The organism is Thalassospira marina, from assembly GCF_002844375.1.
GTDB classification, from domain to species: Bacteria; Pseudomonadota; Alphaproteobacteria; order Rhodospirillales; family Thalassospiraceae; genus Thalassospira; species Thalassospira marina.
This window is the reverse complement of sequence record NZ_CP024199.1, coordinates 2,405,001-2,423,242: the sequence shown is the minus strand read 5'-3', so window position 1 is coordinate 2,423,242 and position 18,242 is coordinate 2,405,001. Positions and strand designations below refer to the sequence as shown.

Below are 18,242 nucleotides of genomic sequence, written 5' to 3'. Positions count from 1 at the left end.
TTTTCGGTGATTTCGCATCTTTAATGCAAAAGGGCGGTCCGCTGGGATCGCCCTTTTTGTTTGGCTTTGGTTTTTGTTTTGCGAGGGGTGCTGCGCGACGGTTGCGATTTTGCCTGTCGCAACCGGCCGATCAATGCGGTTTGGGCGCACCAGGGGGCAGGGGCAAATCAAAGGTAAAGCTTTCCTGATTTGCATATTCTTCCTGGGTGATGCGCTTTACCAGTTCGGCTGCCATCGCAAGGGATGTTTCAATTGTCCATTTCACCTGTTCGACAGCACCATTGTTACCAGCGGCCAGGGCCTCGGGCAGGATGCGTTCCTGCAGGAATTTTGCCACCCCGGCAAAGGCGCGTGCGGCACTTTCGCAATTTTCACGTAGAACCATAAAACGCCCGGTTTTTTCAACCGCATCGGCAATCCCCGATAAATGCCCCATCATGACGCGAATTTCGGCGTCGTCAGCGGCGGTTTTCTTGGCGACGAAACGTAAAATTCCGGCAAAAAAGGCATATTGCGAAGACATGATCACCTGGTGCTTAACAATTGGTCGTAAGGATGATGTCCGCCGTTTTAGTCGATGATACCGGCATGGTATAGTCCAAACTGGTATTGAATGCGCCGTGGCCTTGCCCGCGGCCAATTGGGGATCGCGCGAATTTATGCTTCAGGGTGGTTTGATATTTATCGTCGCGATGACCTATATCGGCCTGCTTTTTGCCATCGCCCATTACGGCGATAAATATGCCCGCCTGTGGCGCATGTCGCGGTTAAAGCCGGTTATCTATGCGCTCTCCATGGCGGTTTACTGCACAAGCTGGACATTCTTTGGCTCTGTCGGCACCGCATCCCTGCATGGTTTTGCGTTTTTGCCCATTTATATCGGCCCGCTGGTGATGATGCTGGCGGGCTATCCGGTGATGGTCAAAATTGCAACGGTCTGCCGCGCGCAAAATATCACCTCGATCGCCGATTTCCTGGGGTCGCGCTATGGCAAAAGTCAAAGTCTGGCAGCCCTTGTTGCGGTAATCGCCATGGTCGGAATCCTGGCCTATATCGCACTTCAGCTAAAGGCGGTTTCAACATCGTTCGATGTTTTGCTGGGCCCGCTTGGCGAAGATATCGTGCGCCACAGTGCTGCGAACTTCACCAAGGATACCGCCTTTTATGTCACCATCCTGATGGCGGTTTTTGGCGTGTTGTTTGGGGTGCGTTATATCCACGCATCCGAACATCATGATGGCCTTATCCTTGCCATTGCCTTTGAAAGCACGGTCAAACTTGTTGCGCTGTTGGCGGTGGGGCTGTTTGTGGTTTTTGGCCTGTTTGGCGGCATGAATGACCTTGCCAGCCAGGCCAGCGCCCGGCCCGATATTACCGCCCTGTTTGCACCGGAAAACTGGCTGACACCTCATTTCTTTGTCGGGTCGCTGATTGGCATGTTTGCCATTATCTGTCTGCCGCGCCAGTTTCACGTCACCTTTGTTGAAAATGACGACAGCCGGAATTTGAAAACCGCGCGCTGGCTGTTTCCGGCCTATCTGGTGGCAATCAACCTGTTTGTGGTGCCCATTGCGGTTGCCGGGCTGTTGCTGTTTGACGGGCAGGCTGCCGTGAACCCCGATACATTCGTTCTGACCCTGCCATTGCTGGGCGGGCAAAACGGACTGGCGCTGATTGCGTTTGTCGGCGGACTTTCGGCCAGCACCGGCATGGTGATTGTTTCCTGCGTGGCGGTATCCACCATGGTCTGTAATGACCTGGTAATGCCGGTTTTACTGCGCCTGCCACGCCTGCGCGATCAGGCGAATGGCGATGTCAGCCAGCTTGTGTTGAAAATTCGCCGTATTGCCGTGCTGGTCCTGATGTTTCTGGCCTATGGCTTCTACCGGTTTCTTAGCGAAAAATACGCGCTGGCCGATATTGGTATGCTGTCCTTTGCCGCCGTGGCGCAGTTTGCCCCGGCCTTGCTGGCCGCCCTTTATATCAAGGCGGTTAACCGGACCGGTGTGCGCTGGGGCCTTATCGGCGGGTTTGGCCTGTGGTGTTATACCCTTCTATTGCCATCCTTTGTGCAAAGCGGCTTTTTGCCGCATGAATTGCTGGCAAACGGGCCTCTTGGCATTGCCTTTTTAAAACCCCAGGCCCTGTTTGGCCTGCATCTCGACCCGCTAACCCATGGGGTGATCTGGAGTTTGGGTGTTAACGTGATCCTGCTGTTGCTGGGGTCGGCAACGGGTATTCAGGGGGTGACCCAACGCAGGCAGGCGCAATTATTCGTCGATGTCGGGCGCAACCCGGCGCAATCGCGCAATGATATCTGGCCTGGCCGGGTCACGATTGGCGAACTCGAAAGCCTTGCTGCCCGGTTTTTGGGCGCGCAATGGGCCGAACGTGCCTTTCGCAACTATCTGGCAAGGCGCGGCGGTGATGTAGGCCGGGGGGATTTGGCCGATATCGATGCCAGCAATTTTACCGAACATTTGCTAAGCGGGGCGGTGGGGGCGGCATCGTCGCGCGTGGTCATGGCATTGTTATTGCCCGATAAGGCCGTTTCGCGCCGCGACGCGATGGAGCTTCTCGATGAAGCATCCGAAGCGATCAAATTTAACCGCGATCTGTTGCTAAACACGCTGGAAAATATCTCGCAAGGGGTGGGCGTGTTTGACCAGGATTTGCGCCTTGCCACCTGGAACCACCGTTTTATTGACCTGCTGGGTATTGCTGCGGCCGATATTCAGGTGACCATGCCCCTGGCGCAACTGGTGGAAACCTGCCGCCATACCGGCCCGCGATCGGTTGATCTGGATATTCTCGTCGGGCGAAATGCGGCGCCACAAATGCGCCGCTTGCCGCATACCTATGAACGCAAACGCAGCGACGGCATGGTTCTGGAAATTCGCACCAACCCGATGCCCGATGGCGGCTTTGTTGCGACCATTGCCGATATTACCGCGCGTGTCCGCACCGAAGATGCCCTGCGCGAAAGCGAACGCAATATTCGCATCTATACCGATAATATCCCGGTCATGATCGCCTATGCCGATAAAAACCAGCGCCTACGATTCACCAACCGCCCGTATGAACGCATGTTTGGCCTGCGCCGGGCCGCCGCCCATGGCCTGACCGTGGCCGAGGCCGTTGGTGAAACCCGCTATAAACGCCTGGCCCCAATGATTGCCGAGGTTTTAAAAGGTTATCGGCAAAGCTTTGAAATCGACTTTCCACCGATGGAAGGCTTCACCGAAGAACGCTTTGCCGAGGGCACCTATATTCCGCATTTCGATGAAACGGGCGAGGTGCTGGGTTATTTCTGTATTTATCACGATATTACCGAACGCCGCTTGGCCGAACAGGCATTGAAAGAAGCCAATGAAAGCCTGGAACAGCGCGTGATTGACCGAACCCACGCCCTTGAAACCCTAAACAGCGAACTTTCCATCGCCAAGGAACAGGCCGAAACGGCAAATGACACCAAAACACGGTTTTTTGCCGCCGCCAGCCACGATTTGTTGCAGCCATTGAATGCTGCGCGCCTGTTTACCGTTGCCCTTGGCGGGCGGGAACTGGCCGATGATGCCGCCGATCTGGTTGGTAAGGTCGATGTATCGCTAAAAGGTGTCGAGGAGCTTTTGAACGAGCTTTTGGACATCTGCAAACTTGATGCCGGGGCGATGCAGCCCAGCCTGCAGGATTTCCCGATTTCGCGGGTTTTAAATGCCCTGAAAACCGAATTTACCCCGATTGCCGAACAGGCTGGGCTGCGGTTTAATGTTCATTCCCGCGACATATGGGTTCGCAGTGACAGCCGTTTGCTGCGCCGTATTTTGCAGAATTTCATTTCCAACGCCCTGCGCTATACCCGCAAGGGCGGAACGGTGGTGGGCTGCCGGTTGCGCGGCGATGTGTTGCGCATCGAGGTATGGGATAGCGGCCCAGGCATCCCCGAAGACAAGCTGAAAATCATTTTCCGCGAATTTCACCGTCTGGAAAGCCCGGAAAATGTTGATGTCAAAGGGTTGGGGCTTGGCCTTGCCATTGTTGATCGCCTGGGGCGGCGGTTGGAACACCCGGTTTCGGTGCGATCACGCCCGGGGCATGGCACGGTGTTTTCGGTTGATGTGCCATTGGGCATTGCCGCGCCAGAAACCATCGTTACCACACCGCGCCGCCGGTTAGGTGGCGAATTGGGCGGGTTACGGGTTCTTTGCATCGATAACGAACCCGATATTCTGGCCGGTATGCGCGCAATGCTGGAAAACTGGGATTGCGTTGTTGCAACAGCGCGATCTGGCGAAGAAGCCGAAAGCCTGCTTTGCCCGCCAGACAAACCAACCCCGGCATTCATGCCCGATATTATCCTGGCGGATTATCATTTAAGTTCCGGCCAAACCGGGCTTGATGTGCTGCGCCGTTTACGTGACGAACGCGGCCTTACGATACCGGGTATTATCATCACTGCTGATCGCAGCCCGGAAACAGCGGAAAAAATATCGGCCCAGTCATTTGGTCTATTAAACAAACCCCTGAAACCGGCAAAATTGCGTGCTTTGATGACACGTTCGTTCGTGCATCAGGGATAACAGGTGTGTCGTTACGGGCATGGGCTGATTAAGGGCAAAGTGCTTTATTATGGCCGGTAACGTCTTTGTGTTCGGGGCTAACCCGGTTTGGCCTTATTTCGGCACAAAGCTGCATTAACGACGTTTGTTGATAAACCGCTGTCTTTGCGAAGATAACAAACCTGCAGCCTAAAAGGTGTGTCCTTGCGTAACTTTTCCCGCTCGATGCTTGATAAAATCCGGCAAAAGTCCCCGTTTGAACCAAAAGTTCTGGCCGTTATCGCGGCGATTGCCGGGCTTTTATTGCTGTTTGGCAAAGTCGCCGAAGATGTGTTCGAGCAGGAAAGCGGGGCGTTCGACAAGGCGATTTTGCTGTTTATGCGCCACGGAAACGATTTGTCCCAGCCAATAGGGCCGGGCTGGTTGCTGGGCGTGGTTCGCGATATCACCGCATTGGGCGGCGTTGCCGTGTTAGCACTGTTTACATCGATTGTGACGGTATATTTGCTGGTGGCCGGGTATCGCCGGGCGGCATTCTGGGTGGTGGCATCGATCGGGTTGGGGGCCTTGTTTGAAGAGGCTCTTAAAATCGCCTTTGATCGCGCCCGGCCCGACATTGTACCGCATCTGGTGACCGTGCATTCGCTTAGCTTTCCCAGTGCGCATGCCATGTTATCGGCCATCACCTATCTGACATTGGGAACACTGGTTGCGCGAACGGAAAAACGTACGCGTGTTCGTATCTTTGTAATGTCGGTTGGCGTGTTTATGACGTTGCTGATCGGCTCCAGCCGGCTTTATCTGGGGGTTCACTGGCCAACCGATGTTCTCGCAGGCTGGACATTGGGGGCAGCCTGGGTCTTGCTGTTCTGGCTGTTATCGCGCCGTCGTTATTGATATTGGCGGGGTGCTATTGCATCCAGTTTCAATGCTTCGCCAGCGACTTGGTCGCTAAGCACGAATAGCCGGGGATGGCTGGCCTGGGCCGATATACGTGTTGGAAAAAGCAGGATGACGGCAGTCGTGATGCTGCCATCACCCCTGATCATTTTTAGCGCGATGAAAATGCCAGCCTTGCGCCAAGCATGACAAACACACCCGCAATGCTGCGGCGTAGCCACAACATCACCCGCGGGCGGGTTAGGACATAACGCCGTGCCAATGATGCGAAAAGCCCGTATCCGGCGAAAATAACGAATGTCATTGCCATGAATACGGCACCAAGCAGGATCATGCGTTCGGTCCCATTCGTGGCATTGGCGGGTACGAATTGCGGTAAAAACGCCAAAAAGAATATCGTCAGCTTGGGATTGAGGATATTGATCAGGCAGCCATTGATCGCAACTTTCACATTGCTTTTTTGTGCCTGGTTTTCATCAACGACCATCATTGAATGATCGCGCCAAATGGCGATTGCCATGTAAAGCAGATAGGCCACACCGATATAGCGCAATGCCTCGAATACAAGGGCGCTGGCATGCAGCAGGGCGGCAAGGCCGGTAACACTGGCGACCACGGCCGGTACAATACCAAATGTGCAGCCAAGGGCGGCCCAAATGCCCGCTTTCCAGCCCTGGCTCAGCCCGGAAGTAAGCGTATAAATCACCCCGGTTCCGGGAAGCAGAACCAGGATCAGGGACGTTAGTAAAAATTCAGCCGACATGAAGGCTCCTGATTGCGGGGTTTCAACATCGGAAAGTTTAGGGATGCTTACACCCCCGGTCTTGAAGGAAATTGCAAACCGGCATTATCGGCAGCATGTGATCAAAGGGTGTCAGGTTCCCAGTGATCGGGCCAGTTTTCCCGGGCTATAGCCATAAAAGCGTATGAATTGCCGGGTCATATGGCTTTGGTCCGAAAATCCGGCCATAAGGGCGGCTTCTGCCAGCGGGGTTTTACGACAAATAAGCTGGCGCGCCAAAAGGGCACGCCGCTGGATAATATAGGCGTGCGGGGTAAAGCCGGTGGCACGGTTAAAATCGCGAATAAGCTGATATTTGCCAAGGCCGCTTGTCTGCGCCAGCATATCAAGCTGCAGGGGTTCGCCCGGCGCATCATCGATTTGCTGTTTTGCCCGGAAAACACCCGGTGCAATCAGCCTGTTTTCATCGGGCTGGTGTGCCTGTTCCAGGCTGGCGCGTGCCAGCAGAATTAACAGCTCGTCATATTCAAGGTTTTCATCGCTGTAAGGCGCATTTGACGTTGTTAAATGGCCGTAAATGCGATTGAAATATTGCGTCAATACCGGGCGATGGAAAATCGGGCTGGTGAATTCATGTTCAGGTGCGCCGCCCTCGAAGATGGCGTTGATCGCATCTTTTAAAATACCGGGCTGAAAATACAGGATGCGCCATTGCCGTGGTTCGCCCGCCACGGGCACGCCATCGTGAATTTCGCCGGGATTAACCGTGATGACGGTGCCAGGGCCAGCTTCGACAATGCCGCGTCCGCTGGCTGATTTTTGGCCGCCCCGGTCAATCATGCCAATGCCATACACATCATGGCTGTGCCGCGCAAAATGATGCGCGGAACAGGCGGCAACGGCTTCCGTTCCCGGGCGTGATGTTGGCAGGACGGCAATCTGTCCCTTGGGCATGGCGGCAACCTGTTTTCACAATTTGGCTGGCAATCATGCCCCAAAAACGCTTTGCCGGGCAAGGCGGTGGTAATGCGTAGCCATGCGGTGTCGGGGTTTCCTCGTTTCCAGGTTGCAATCCAACGCGAGATTATTATTGGCGCAAAGAGTGAGTGGGCAGGATGCCCGATAGATGCGGCATCCTGCTTTGGCTTCCCCTGAATGAAGGTTTCAGGGGGCTTTTGATTTAGCCATAAACCGGTGATGCCATTTCGCGGCTTGCGGTTTCGGTGGGGGCGGCATCAAAAATGCGGGTGGTGAAGGCCGCCTTCAGGCTTGCGGCTTCTTGCGGGAAATAATCCACGGCAAACTTTTTGGCGTTCTCGATGGTATCAAATGAATAAAACCCGCCAAGGCTGCCGGTATGTACACCCGACAACCATGTTTTGGAAAGCAAACCCGGCTGCGCCTTAAGGACCGGGTTAAGGGCAGGCCAAGGGGCATCGTTGAACGGCAAAACATTGATCTGGACTTCGGTGTACACAAAGGCACCCGGTTTTTGCCGGGGTTTAACGCCAAAATGCGGGGACTGCATATCGATGCTGGCATCCCGGGCGGCATTGGCATCAAAAATGCGGGTGGTTTGGGCAACGCCAAAATTACGGGCCTCAGTCGGGAAATAATCCGTCACAAAGGACTGGGCATTTTCAATGCTGTCAAATTCGTAAAACCCACCCGCCGAATTGTTTGCAATACCGGAAAGCCAGGTTTTATTGCGAAAACCGGGCAATTCACGAATGGCGGCGTTAATGCCCTGCCAGGGAACCTGATCAAAGGGAACGGAAATTTGCAGTTCGGTGTAAACAAAAGCAGCGTTTGACATTTTTCATCTTTCAAATGGGCGCAAGGGTTCGCTGCCTGCCAGCCATATATATGGGCGGGGCAGGGCATGTGCAGGCCACTAGCGCGGTTCCGTCGGTGTGATTGGATTGAAGTAAGTTTGGTATTTAACCTGCCGGGGCAGGCGTTGGTCAGATGCGCAATTCCATATCTGTCATCCTGTTTTTCAAAAATATAACGATCGTTATATTCAAGATTTGATCGACAATCGCGTTGCTGTCAATTAAAAATATATCGGTCGTTATATTTTTGAGGTCAGTACAGGTAACCGCCGTGGTCAGTAACAGGACGCGCAAGGAAGAAACCCGCCAGAATATCCTGCTTGCGGCAAGCCGTGGGTTCCGGGCCAGTGGCTTTGCGGGCATCGGTGTTGATGGTATCGCGCGTGCCGCCAATGCGACGTCGGGCGCGTTTTATGCCCATTTCGGGTCCAAAGACGGGGCATTTCGCGCGGCCCTTGAATTGGGCCTGGACGAAGTTATTGAAAATATCCCGGTGTTTCAGCGCGATTACGGTGCGGGCTGGATTGCGGCTTTTATTGATTATTATATGGGCCGTGCCCACCGTGATGATCTGGCATGTGGTTGCGCCATGACCAGCCTGTCCCACGAACTTGCCCGTGCGGATGACGATACCCGCAACCTTTATGACCGTAAAATGAACCGCATTGCTGGCCTGATTGCACAAGGTTTGCCGCACTTGCCCGAAGATACCCGCCTTGAAAAGGCATGGGCATTTTTGGGCATTTTAATTGGCGGGCTGACAGTGGCGCGCGCCATGGTCAACGAAGAATCGATCAAAGCAGTTTCAACGGCCATCAGCACAGCAGCGGCCGCGCTGATGGAACCTGCACTGTAAATCTGTGCAGGTTCATCATGTGCGGAAGGCGAACCGGTCAAACCTCGACGGCGGGTTCCTGAATTTGCAATTCGCGGGCAACAATAACGGCCTGTGTCCGGCTATGCACCGAAAGTTTGCGCAAAATCGCCGAAACATGGGCCTTGATGGTCGCTTCGGTCACATCAAGCTCATAGGCGATCTGTTTGTTCAGCTTGCCTTCGGTCAGCATGTTTAAAACACGTAATTGCTGGGGCGTAAGCTGGCTGATTTTGCGGGCAATATCGCTGTTTTCGGAATCGGCTGGTGTGTTTTCAATGGCGTCACGCGCCCAATCCGGCATCCACATTTCACCATCAAGAACGGCGCGCATGGCATCGCCAATCTGTTCAACCGGGGCGGATTTGGGCACAAAGGCCGCTGCCCCATATTCAATGGCGCGGCGCACAACCGGCAAATCCTGACTGGCCGAAACGATGGTAACCGGAATATCGGGGTAGGATGCCCGCAGGGTGAATAACCCGGTAAAGCCATTCATGCCGGGCATATGCAAATCCAGCAGGACCAGATCAATATCATGGCCCTGGGCGTGGCATGCCTCGATCACATCAATGGCTTCGCCAAGGCTGCCCGCTTCATGAATGGAAATGTTGCTTAGTTCCGAACTCAGGGCATGTGACAGCGCACCACGCATTAAAGGATGATCATCGGCAATCAATACGTGGAAAGCAGTTGTCATAAGCGGTAAATCCCCAGGCAACAGTAAAGTTAATTCCGGATCGCGGGAAAACCCACAATCGGTTCATTGCGCGTTTGCGCCACTTTCTGTCCTGCGGGATTTTTTCTCTTGGGTGCGAGCCGAAAGGAAGTGAGGGAAACCAAAGAACACCTTCGCCCCACGAATGTGAAACTTCGGCCCCCCTCGCGCCACCGTTTATGATTATGACCTGTAAAAGCCTTCACGTAAACTCTGCATTTGTGGGTATGCGCATTCCGCGTTATTTGTGAGGAAGAAACAGTCGATTTTCGTGCTTGCCCACAAACCGCCACCACAATGTGCGATCTGTCATAAAAGTGCGATAGAACAAGGAAAAGGACCATTTCATGTCGGAACAGCCCCAAGTAATTCGCCGCGAAGATTATACCGCGCCGGCATTTTTGATTGAAACCGTCGAACTGGTTTTTGACCTTGATCGCGACGCCACAATCGTTGCTTCGCGCCTGTCGTTAAAGGCGAATCCGGAACGCGGAAGCGGCGCTGGCGATGTTGTCAGCCTTGATGGCGAAGACATGAAACTGCTCTCGCTCAAGGTTGATGGAACGGCCCTTGCCGCGGGTGATTATGAAGTAACCGGCGAAGGCCTGCGCTTCAAGGCACCGTCAGAACAGTTTGTTGTTGAAATCGAAACTCGTATTTCGCCGGTCAACAATACCCGTCTTGAAGGCCTTTATGTATCGCAAAGTGCCTATTGCACCCAGTGCGAAGCCGAAGGTTTCCGCCGCATCACCTATTTCATGGATCGCCCCGATGTGATGGCAACCTATCGTGTCACCATCAACGCGCCCAAGGATACCTGCCCGGTGCTGCTTTCAAACGGCAATCTGGTTTCCTCGACCGACCTTCCCGATGGTCGCCATCAGGCGGTGTGGGATGATCCGTTCCCGAAACCCTGTTATCTGTTTGCATTGGTCGCGGGGGATCTCGCTTGTGTTGAAGACAGCTTTAAAACCATGTCGGGCCGTGATGTGGCCTTGCGCATTTTTGTCGAACATGGAAACGAGGATCGCTGCGATTACGCCATGGATTCGCTGAAACGCGCGATGAAATGGGACGAAGATGTTTATGGTCTGGAATATGACCTGGACCTGTTTAACATCGTCGCTGTATCGGACTTCAATATGGGCGCGATGGAAAACAAAAGCCTGAATGTTTTCAACGCCAAATACATCCTCGCCAAGTCCGATACCGCAACCGACACCGATTATGAACTGATCGAATCCATTGTTGCTCACGAATATTTCCATAACTGGTCGGGCAACCGAGTTACCTGCCGCGACTGGTTCCAGCTCTCGCTCAAGGAAGGGCTGACGGTTTTCCGGGACCAGGAATTTTCATCTGATGAACGTTCCCGCCCGGTTCAGCGCATCAAGGATGTGCAGCGTCTGCGCGCGGGCCAGTTCCCCGAAGACGGCGGCCCGCTGGCCCACCCGGTACGCCCGGACAGCTATATCGAAATCAACAATTTCTACACCGCAACGGTCTATCAGAAGGGTGCCGAAGTCATCCGCATGATGCATACCCTTTTGGGTGCCGAAGGTTATCGCAAGGGGATTGACCTTTATTTTGAACGCCATGACGGGCAGGCCGTCACCTGCGATGATTTTGCCCGCGCGATGGAAGATGCAAATGGCGTTAATTTTGACCAGTTCCGTTTGTGGTATTCGCAGGCTGGCACCCCCAACCTGATCTGGAAGGGCGAATATGATGCCGACAAGCAGGCATACCGCCTGACCATCGAACAGAAAACCGAACCGACACCGGGGCAGGTCATTAAATCCGATTTGCAGATGCCGGTTAAAATTGGCCTGCTGGCCCGTGATGGCAGCGAATTGCACGCCCAGACCATTGACCTGACACAGGCCAAACAGGAATTCCTGTTTGAAGATATCAGCGAAGAACCGGTTGTTTCCTTTAACCGCGATTTTTCGGCGCCGGTTAATGTCGGCACCATCCCGTCCCACGAAGACCTTGCCTTCCTGATGGGTAACGACACCGATGCCTTTAACCGTTGGGAAGCCGGGCAAAAATACGCATCCGACCTGCTGATTGCGGCTGTACGTGCCTATGCCAAATCCGGTGATGCCGATGCGGCCCTTGGCAATGTCAATGCATTTTGCAACGCGCTGCGGGCAACCCTGACCAATGATGATCTGGACAAAGCCTTCCGGGCGCAGGCCATGATCCTGCCCGGTGAAGCAATGCTGGCCGAACAACTTCAGCCCGCCGATCCGGAAGCAATCTATCAGGTTCGTCAGGCCCTGCGCCGCAAGGTTGCCATCGCCCTGCAGGACGAATTTGAAGCATCCTATCGCCATAATGCATCAAATGATGCCTATTCACCCGATGCGACCTCGGCGGGGCAGCGTGCTTTGCGGGCGGTGGCGTTGTCCTATCTCGCCGCAACCGGTGAAACGGTGTTCCTTGATCTGGCGCTGGAGCAATACCGCACCGCTGATAACATGACCGACCGTATGGCGGCCCTTACGGTTCTCAATGATCAGGATCATCCCGGCCGGGCAGAGGCCCTGGCCGATTTCGAAAGCCGTTTTGCCAGCGATACCGTCGTGATTGATAAATGGTTCTCGCTCCAGGCCATGTCATCGCGCACCGATACGCTTGATCAGGTCAAAAAGCTGATGGAACATTCCGCCTTTACCATGCGTAATCCCAACAAGGTGCGCGCACTGGTCGGTGCCTTTGCCATGGCCAATCAGCGTAATTTCCATGCCGCCGATGGCAGCGGTTACGCCTTCTATGCCGACCGTCTGATGGAACTTGATAACCTGAACCCGCAGGTGGCTGCCCGTCTTGCCGCACCTTTGGGCAAATGGCGCAAGTTTGATGAAGACCGCGCAAGCAAAATGAAGGCAGAACTCAACCGCATTCTTGCCAAGGAAAATCTCTCGCGCGATCTCTATGAAATCGCCAGCAAGTCTGTTGCCGAATAATCAGGATACAGTCCTGCTTCTTTAATGGGGCAGGGCGCATCACCTGAAACGAAAGAAGCGGAGCCAGGAAACCGGCTCCGCTTCTTTTTTGACCAGGAGGTTTATCTGATTAGTCGCCGATCTTGACGCGCGAGCTGAAGGCAGCCATGCGGTCCGACAGGCTTTTTGCCATTTGCGACAGCTCGTGGCTGGCGCTGTTCAGGTCATATGCCGTTTTACCAGTGCTTTGCGCCCCGCCATTCACAAACCGGATCATTTCATCCATCGTGCCAGCACCCTGTGCGATGCGCTGTACGTTTTCCGAAATTTCACTGGTTGCGCGGCGTTGCTCGTCCACCGAACTGGTGATGGTATTCTGGATGTCATTGACCTGGTGAATAACGTCACCCACCGTGCTGATGGATCGGGCGGCCTTTTTCACTTCGGTCTGGATGGCACCAGTCAGATCACCAATTTTGCCCGTGGCATTTGCGGTCTGATCGGCAAGCGATTTGACCTCGTTTGCCACAACGGCAAAGCCCTTGCCTAGCTCGCCTGCACGTTCCGCCTCGATCGTGGCGTTCAGCGACAGAAGCTTGGTGCGATGGGCGATATCGTTGATCAGATCAATGATCGACCCAATCTCCGAGCTGGCATTTTCAAGCGACACGATATTGCGCTGCGATTCCTCGGCTTCGGAACGGGCACGTTCCGTTACCGTACTGGCATCGCCCGCCTGGCGGTTGATCTCCGCAATCGAGGATGAAAGTTCCTCAACCGCGGTGGCAACGTTTTGCGTATTGCTTGCTGCATCACGCGAAACATCCAGTGCGGTGCCAGATTGCGTAATCGTCTCTTCGGACTGATGGGTCAGGTTGTTTGCCAGTTCCAGCAGCATTTCAGACTGTGCTGTAACCGAACGTGCAACATTCTCCACCTCAACAACCAGTTCCTGAATGGCAATGCGGCTTTCTTCGCGTTCGCTGACATTGCTCCAGGCCAGCATGGTGCCCACCAGTTCGTTATCCTTGTCGCGCACTGGCGCGGCCAGAATATCAAGGTGGTCATTGCCGCTTTGCAATACTTCCTCGAATGGCAGGTTGCTCGGGTTCCGAAGCTTGCGCTGGAAATCCGGGCCCAGCTCAAGGAAGTCTTCCTTAACGTCATTGGTGTCACCACCAAGATAACGTTTGGCGCTGGCGTTCAGATAGGTCAGCTCGCCTTCGGGCGACATAAGCGCTGTCATGGTGGGGGTATTTTCCACCATATTTTGCAGGATCATGGCCTGGCGTACCGATTCACGCAATTGAACCAGGGCTTTGCGCATTTCACCAATTTCATCATTGCCAACCTTGGGCAGACGAACACTTGTGTCCCCCTCGGCAATCGATGTCATGGCGCGGGCAAAACCGCGCAGATTGCGAAATACCGTAAAGCGCAGCAGCAACCAGCCGGCAATCCAGCCAATGGCCAAAACGCCAACCAGCAGTTCGACCGAAAGGTTCCGAAGTTCGCCAGTGCGGCTGTAAAACTCGGTAATGTCTCGGGTGAAGGTGGCCGTTGCCCATTGGCCTCCGCGCCCGTTACCGATATTCACATCAACCGATGCCCGTTGGGTCGATTTTTCTTTCGCCGGAGCATCACCTGCTTCTGCCTTTGCTTCATCCGCGGCGGCTTCTGCTGGTGGTGTATCTTCGGTTTCGCCATCATTTTCCAGGCTTTCAAACAGAACCTGGCCGTCATTGCCGATAATCCGGAAATCTCCGCCAAGAACTGTTCCCATCCCCTGCAAAATAGGCAGCGGGTCAGTTACAACTTCCAGAAAACCAACCGCCTTGAACCCGCCAATCGGCAGGATCATGCTAAATACCGGGCGTCCGTCGCTCATATGCCAGATATAGGAAACGGCCTTGCGGGCTGCCGCCTTGTCGCGCGATTTCAGCATGTCATTAAGGGCAGGGTCGTCAGCAACGCTTTCGCCATTGCCTCCGTCCGAAAAGGCAACCTTGTTAAAATCGCTGTCATAGGCAATCGTCTGGATCAGGTTTATTTCACCCTGGGTCACCTGGCTTGCATTTGAAAAGAAGGTCAGTTCTGTTTTGGTATTTTCAACATTCTTGTCCTGTAAGGCCTTCACCAGTCGTGTCGTGCGCGACCAGTCATTCGTTACAGGGGTGATTCGGTTCGCATAATCATTGATGACACGCGATCTGACAAAAAAGTTCACCGTGCTGCTGACCGAATTGTTCAGCGTTTCCACGGCAAAATTGCGGTAATTGTCGCCGGTCCAAAGCAGCATCCACGCGACTGCACCCGACAATAAAAGCCCAATTACCAAGAGGATACGGCGCAATGTCAATATGCTTGCACTCTTGCTCCCCACAGCCGTATTCACGGCCTTCACTCCCTTCATCCAACACCCTCCTCAGTCACTTGGATTTTTATATCTGTATTGATTGTGACCTCCCGTTGCGTCCTTGAGGACGCATTTGTAGCAATCCAAGCAGAGCTTCAACATAAAGACAACAGTTCTGACACATTTTGCGTAATTTTCCCGATAGCCCTGAACATAAGGCAAACCGGACGGTTGCGACTGTTTCTAGATGATGGATTTCGCATTCGCGCATAGCGTGTCGCACTGCATATGGGAACGATTTGACATTTCGACGAGAAAAATAATTGCGAATGTGTGTGATAATCGTTTGCAATTACGTTCGGGGTTGGTTATGACTGTTTTTGTCACTGGCCAACGGAACTTCCGTTGGTGACATGGCTTCCGGGAAACATGGCGTATCCGGAAGTCACACTTCGGGACTCTCTCCCCGAAGGTCGATCTCTCTCACTCGAGGGGCTGGCATCCGGTATTTGTGCGGGACAAAGCCGGGCTCAATGCCAGCCCTTATTTTTCGCCAGTTTTCCACTTGCTGCCATTCTGCCGGGAAAATCTCGGCATTTAAGTGTTTTTTAAACGGCCTTGCGGTTAGAAATAGCAGCAAGGGCGCGTTTTTGCGTGGCCCATACCGTTCAAATACAAACAGGGCGCAATAAATTGGCCGATAACGACCCGGATAATGCCAGCAAAGATTCGGAAGGACGTGCACCAAAGGCACCCTTGCCGGCCTTCTTTTACGGGCAGGGCAGGCCGGGGCCATCGGCACAAGCCGGGTCATCGCTGTCGGCAACGCGTGACGATCAACCGTCGCAACCCTTTTCGCTTACTAACAGGACATTAGCAGACATGGATCGCAAAACATTGTTGGGGCTTATTACCGGGGCCTGCATGCTGGGCCTGGTCTTGTTTTTCGGTGGCATGCTGGTGGGTGCTGGCCTGTTTATGGGGCCTGATGCCCCTAAAAATGCATCCGCTGTTGCCGAAGACGGTAAAATGGAATTGCTTGCACAAAATACGGCACCGCGCGTGCAAACCGAAATTGCCCCGCGCCAGTCCGAAACCCTTACACCTGATTCCGGTGCAAATGACGACGCTCCCTCTGCCAATGGCGATATGTCTGCCACATCCTCGCAAGGCGTTGATGCCCCGCAGGGGAACGACCCGGTTGGTGATCTGATCGCCGAACGCGCCGGTGAAGGTGATGGCGGTAATGCTGGTAATGCGGATAGTTCTGATGCCATGTCAGCCCCTGATGCGCCTGACGTAACCGCGGCGCCTAATGCACCTGATATCTCCGATATGTCGCAAAGCGAGGCCGAAGCCGCCGATGATGCCGTAAGCAGCGCTGAAAAATCGTCAGCCGATACGGCGAAGGCACCGGCTGCCGCGCCCGTTGCACCAGAAATCCGCAAGGATACCAAACCGCCCAAACCGGTCGCCAAAGAAGAACCCGCACCGGCCAAAACCGAAAAATCCGCCGCTTCTGAAACAGCGGCATCTGCTGCCCTGCACCGCGAACCGGGCAGCAAAAATATGCCCTATTCCATTCAGGTCGGTGCCTTCAAGGTTGATGCTAATGCCCGGCAGCGTGCGGGCGAATTGCGCAAAAAGGGGCTGGAGGTCGCCGTCGTTGAACGCGGCACCAATGATGGGGCCTGGTATTATGTGCGTGTTGGCGCCTATCCCGACGCCACGTCGGCCCGATCAGGTGCGGAAAAGGTGAAAAAGGATACCGGGATTGACGGTTTCCCGGTTCGTGCCGAACCAAATGACAAGAAAATCGACTGATTTTCGCACCATATCGTGGATGGCAGCCTACATCTTATCGTGATTTCCAAACGCCGGTGTCTGACATCGGCGTTTGCTTTTTTGGGGGAAACTGCGGCATGCTGCAATCTTCGTGGGGCGAGGGGCTTGCCTTCTCGGGGTAAACCCGTTAGGTGACACCCCAACACATTCTGGCGCAGTGTAATTGAGGATGGCTGGCAGTATCATGAGCAACCAAACCGAATTTCCCAATCTTCACATTCTCGATCATCCGCTGATCCAGCATAAGCTGACGCATATGCGCAAGGTCGATACGTCGACCAAAACCTTCCGCCAGCTTCTGCGCGAAATTGCCCTTCTGATGGGCTATGAAATTACCCGCGAATTGCCGGTCAGCTTTGAAGAAATCGAAACCCCCATCTGCAAGATGAATGCACCGATCATTCAGGGCCGTAAACTTGCCGTGGTTCCAATCCTGCGGGCCGGTCTTGGCATGGCCGATGGTCTGATCGAACTGATGCCGTCGGCCCGTATCGGTCATATCGGCATGTATCGTGATCCAAAAACGCATCTGCCGGTCGAATATCTGGTCAAATTGCCGGAGGTCGAAGGCCGTACCTTCATTCTGGTCGATCCGATGCTGGCAACCGGTAACTCTGCTGTGGCTGCTATTGATGTTCTCAATAAGCACGGTGTGCAGGATAAGGACATTCGCTTTATGGCTCTGGTCGCAGCCCCGGAAGGTGTGCGCGTTTTCCAGGAAGCCCATCCTGATGTGCAGGTTTATACCGCCGGTCTTGATGAAAAGCTGAACGAAAAGGCCTATATCGTGCCGGGTCTTGGCGATGCAGGCGACCGCCTGTTTGGGACGCGTTAATCACCGCCTGTCAATTTTCGTCACTTATCAAAAAGGGCTGCATTCCGGTTGGGAATGCAGCCCTTTTGTTTTGGTCTTGTATCCTGGGTGAAACCCCGGCAACCCGTAATTGGCAATCAGCCTTTCGGGGACACCGTGATATCAACCGTTGATCCGCTAAAGGACCCGCCGGTCAGCTTGATGGTCGCAACCCGGCTTTCCCGGTCATATACCAGGACGCTGACATCGGCGCGCACCACGGTAACTTTGCTCCAGCCGAAATTGGGCATTTCGCGTTCGTAAAAATCATACATCTGCGCAGGCGTCCCGCGCGAATTCAACACCAGTCGGCCCGTCCAGGCATCGGACGCCCCGAAAATGATGCTGCGATCCATATCCAGTGTCGAATTGGACGGCATCGGAATGTCGGTGAATTTGTTAAAGGATGGCATCGATGATCCACCCTTGTCGCCCTGGCTGCTGGCCGTCGAGGACGAGGATCCAGATGCCATATGTGACAGGTTCTCGCAACCGCCCAAAATCAGCGCCGCCGCCAGTGCCACACCATATATGCCATGTCGTAACTTGATCATGCTTTTCTGTCCCTCATCTCATTCGGCATACTCTAACATTCTGCATAATCAAGTT

13 protein-coding genes are annotated in these 18,242 nt (G+C 54.1%); 6 read left to right on the top strand and 7 right to left on the bottom strand.

Features of this window, described 5'->3' with window-relative positions:
* Positions 1 to 130 precede the first annotated feature (130 nt).
* Positions 131 to 523, bottom strand: coding sequence for a hypothetical protein (locus CSC3H3_RS11050; RefSeq protein WP_101284843.1), 393 nt, complete (start codon positions 521 to 523; stop codon positions 131 to 133).
* A gap of 136 nt (positions 524 to 659) precedes the next feature.
* Here CSC3H3_RS11050 and CSC3H3_RS11045 point away from each other — a divergent pair, with 136 nt between their 5' ends.
* Both CSC3H3_RS11045 and CSC3H3_RS11040 read left to right on the top strand, forming a co-directional pair.
* A complete protein-coding gene (locus CSC3H3_RS11045; protein ID WP_101286195.1) occupies positions 660 to 4,580 on the top strand; it encodes a hybrid sensor histidine kinase/response regulator in 3,921 nt (1,306 codons plus the stop codon).
* Positions 4,581 to 4,763: 183 nt separating this feature from the next.
* Positions 4,764 to 5,456 carry a phosphatase PAP2 family protein gene (locus tag CSC3H3_RS11040; protein WP_215907489.1) on the top strand — a complete coding sequence of 231 codons (693 nt, stop codon included), beginning with the start codon at positions 4,764 to 4,766 and terminating at the stop codon, positions 5,454 to 5,456.
* 154 nt (positions 5,457 to 5,610) lie between these two features.
* Here the strand turns inward: CSC3H3_RS11040 and CSC3H3_RS11035 are convergent, their stop codons facing one another.
* From CSC3H3_RS11035 to CSC3H3_RS11025, 3 genes are all read right to left on the bottom strand, one after another.
* The gene (locus CSC3H3_RS11035) at positions 5,611 to 6,222 is read right to left on the bottom strand and encodes a LysE family translocator (protein WP_101284841.1); all 612 of its coding nucleotides are present in this window, start codon (positions 6,220 to 6,222) and stop codon (positions 5,611 to 5,613) included.
* 111 nt (positions 6,223 to 6,333) lie between these two features.
* Positions 6,334 to 7,155, bottom strand: coding sequence for an AraC family transcriptional regulator (locus CSC3H3_RS11030; protein WP_101284840.1), 822 nt, complete (start codon positions 7,153 to 7,155; stop codon positions 6,334 to 6,336).
* 226 nt (positions 7,156 to 7,381) lie between these two features.
* The gene (locus tag CSC3H3_RS11025; protein ID WP_101284839.1) at positions 7,382 to 8,017 is read right to left on the bottom strand and encodes a YdhR family protein; all 636 of its coding nucleotides are present in this window, start codon (positions 8,015 to 8,017) and stop codon (positions 7,382 to 7,384) included.
* Positions 8,018 to 8,307: 290 nt separating this feature from the next.
* On the opposite strand from CSC3H3_RS11025, the gene CSC3H3_RS11020 reads away from it, so the two are divergent.
* Positions 8,308 to 8,892 (top strand): TetR/AcrR family transcriptional regulator, encoded by a 585-nt coding sequence (locus CSC3H3_RS11020; protein WP_101284838.1) that lies wholly within the window; start codon positions 8,308 to 8,310, stop codon positions 8,890 to 8,892.
* Between the two features lie 37 nt (positions 8,893 to 8,929).
* Here the strand turns inward: CSC3H3_RS11020 and CSC3H3_RS11015 are convergent, their stop codons facing one another.
* On the bottom strand, positions 8,930 to 9,610 hold the full coding sequence (locus CSC3H3_RS11015) for a response regulator (RefSeq protein WP_101284837.1): 681 nt from the start codon (positions 9,608 to 9,610) through the stop codon (positions 8,930 to 8,932).
* 365 nt (positions 9,611 to 9,975) lie between these two features.
* On the opposite strand from CSC3H3_RS11015, the gene pepN reads away from it, so the two are divergent.
* Complete coding sequence (pepN, locus tag CSC3H3_RS11010) at positions 9,976 to 12,600, top strand: aminopeptidase N (protein ID WP_101284836.1); 2,625 nt, start codon at positions 9,976 to 9,978, stop codon at positions 12,598 to 12,600.
* Between the two features lie 109 nt (positions 12,601 to 12,709).
* On the opposite strand, the gene CSC3H3_RS11005 is transcribed toward pepN, so the two are convergent.
* Positions 12,710 to 14,878: a methyl-accepting chemotaxis protein gene (locus CSC3H3_RS11005; RefSeq protein ID WP_101264250.1), complete on the bottom strand. Its 2,169-nt coding sequence runs from the start codon at positions 14,876 to 14,878 to the stop codon at positions 12,710 to 12,712.
* Positions 14,879 to 15,817: 939 nt separating this feature from the next.
* Here CSC3H3_RS11005 and CSC3H3_RS11000 point away from each other — a divergent pair.
* Both CSC3H3_RS11000 and upp read left to right on the top strand, forming a co-directional pair.
* Positions 15,818 to 16,759 carry an SPOR domain-containing protein gene (locus tag CSC3H3_RS11000; RefSeq protein WP_157831878.1) on the top strand — a complete coding sequence of 314 codons (942 nt, stop codon included), beginning with the start codon at positions 15,818 to 15,820 and terminating at the stop codon, positions 16,757 to 16,759.
* 205 nt (positions 16,760 to 16,964) lie between these two features.
* Positions 16,965 to 17,615 carry a uracil phosphoribosyltransferase gene (gene upp, locus CSC3H3_RS10995; RefSeq protein ID WP_101264248.1) on the top strand — a complete coding sequence of 217 codons (651 nt, stop codon included), beginning with the start codon at positions 16,965 to 16,967 and terminating at the stop codon, positions 17,613 to 17,615.
* Between the two features lie 116 nt (positions 17,616 to 17,731).
* On the opposite strand, the gene CSC3H3_RS10990 is transcribed toward upp, so the two are convergent.
* Entirely contained in the window at positions 17,732 to 18,187 is a 456-nt protein-coding gene (locus CSC3H3_RS10990) for a hypothetical protein (protein WP_101264247.1), read from the bottom strand.
* Positions 18,188 to 18,242: the final 55 nt, after the last annotated feature.

Bases quoted from the DNA above. Each gene is read 5' to 3' on its own strand.
- CSC3H3_RS11050 (WP_101284843.1), bottom strand. From the start codon at position 523: ATGTCTTCGCAATATGCCTTTTTTGCCGGAATTTTACGTTTCGTCGCC.
- pepN (WP_101284836.1), top strand. From the start codon at position 9,976: ATGTCGGAACAGCCCCAAGTAATTCGCCGCGAAGATTATACCGCGCCG.
- CSC3H3_RS11000 (WP_157831878.1), top strand. From the start codon at position 15,818: ATGGATCGCAAAACATTGTTGGGGCTTATTACCGGGGCCTGCATGCTG.
- CSC3H3_RS11025 (WP_101284839.1), bottom strand. From the start codon at position 8,017: ATGTCAAACGCTGCTTTTGTTTACACCGAACTGCAAATTTCCGTTCCC.
- upp (WP_101264248.1), top strand. From the start codon at position 16,965: ATGAGCAACCAAACCGAATTTCCCAATCTTCACATTCTCGATCATCCG.
- CSC3H3_RS10990 (WP_101264247.1), bottom strand. From the start codon at position 18,187: ATGATCAAGTTACGACATGGCATATATGGTGTGGCACTGGCGGCGGCG.
- CSC3H3_RS11005 (WP_101264250.1), bottom strand. From the start codon at position 14,878: ATGCTGCTTTGGACCGGCGACAATTACCGCAATTTTGCCGTGGAAACG.
- CSC3H3_RS11045 (WP_101286195.1), top strand. From the start codon at position 660: ATGCTTCAGGGTGGTTTGATATTTATCGTCGCGATGACCTATATCGGC.
- CSC3H3_RS11030 (WP_101284840.1), bottom strand. From the start codon at position 7,155: ATGCCCAAGGGACAGATTGCCGTCCTGCCAACATCACGCCCGGGAACG.
- CSC3H3_RS11035 (WP_101284841.1), bottom strand. From the start codon at position 6,222: ATGTCGGCTGAATTTTTACTAACGTCCCTGATCCTGGTTCTGCTTCCC.
- CSC3H3_RS11015 (WP_101284837.1), bottom strand. From the start codon at position 9,610: ATGACAACTGCTTTCCACGTATTGATTGCCGATGATCATCCTTTAATG.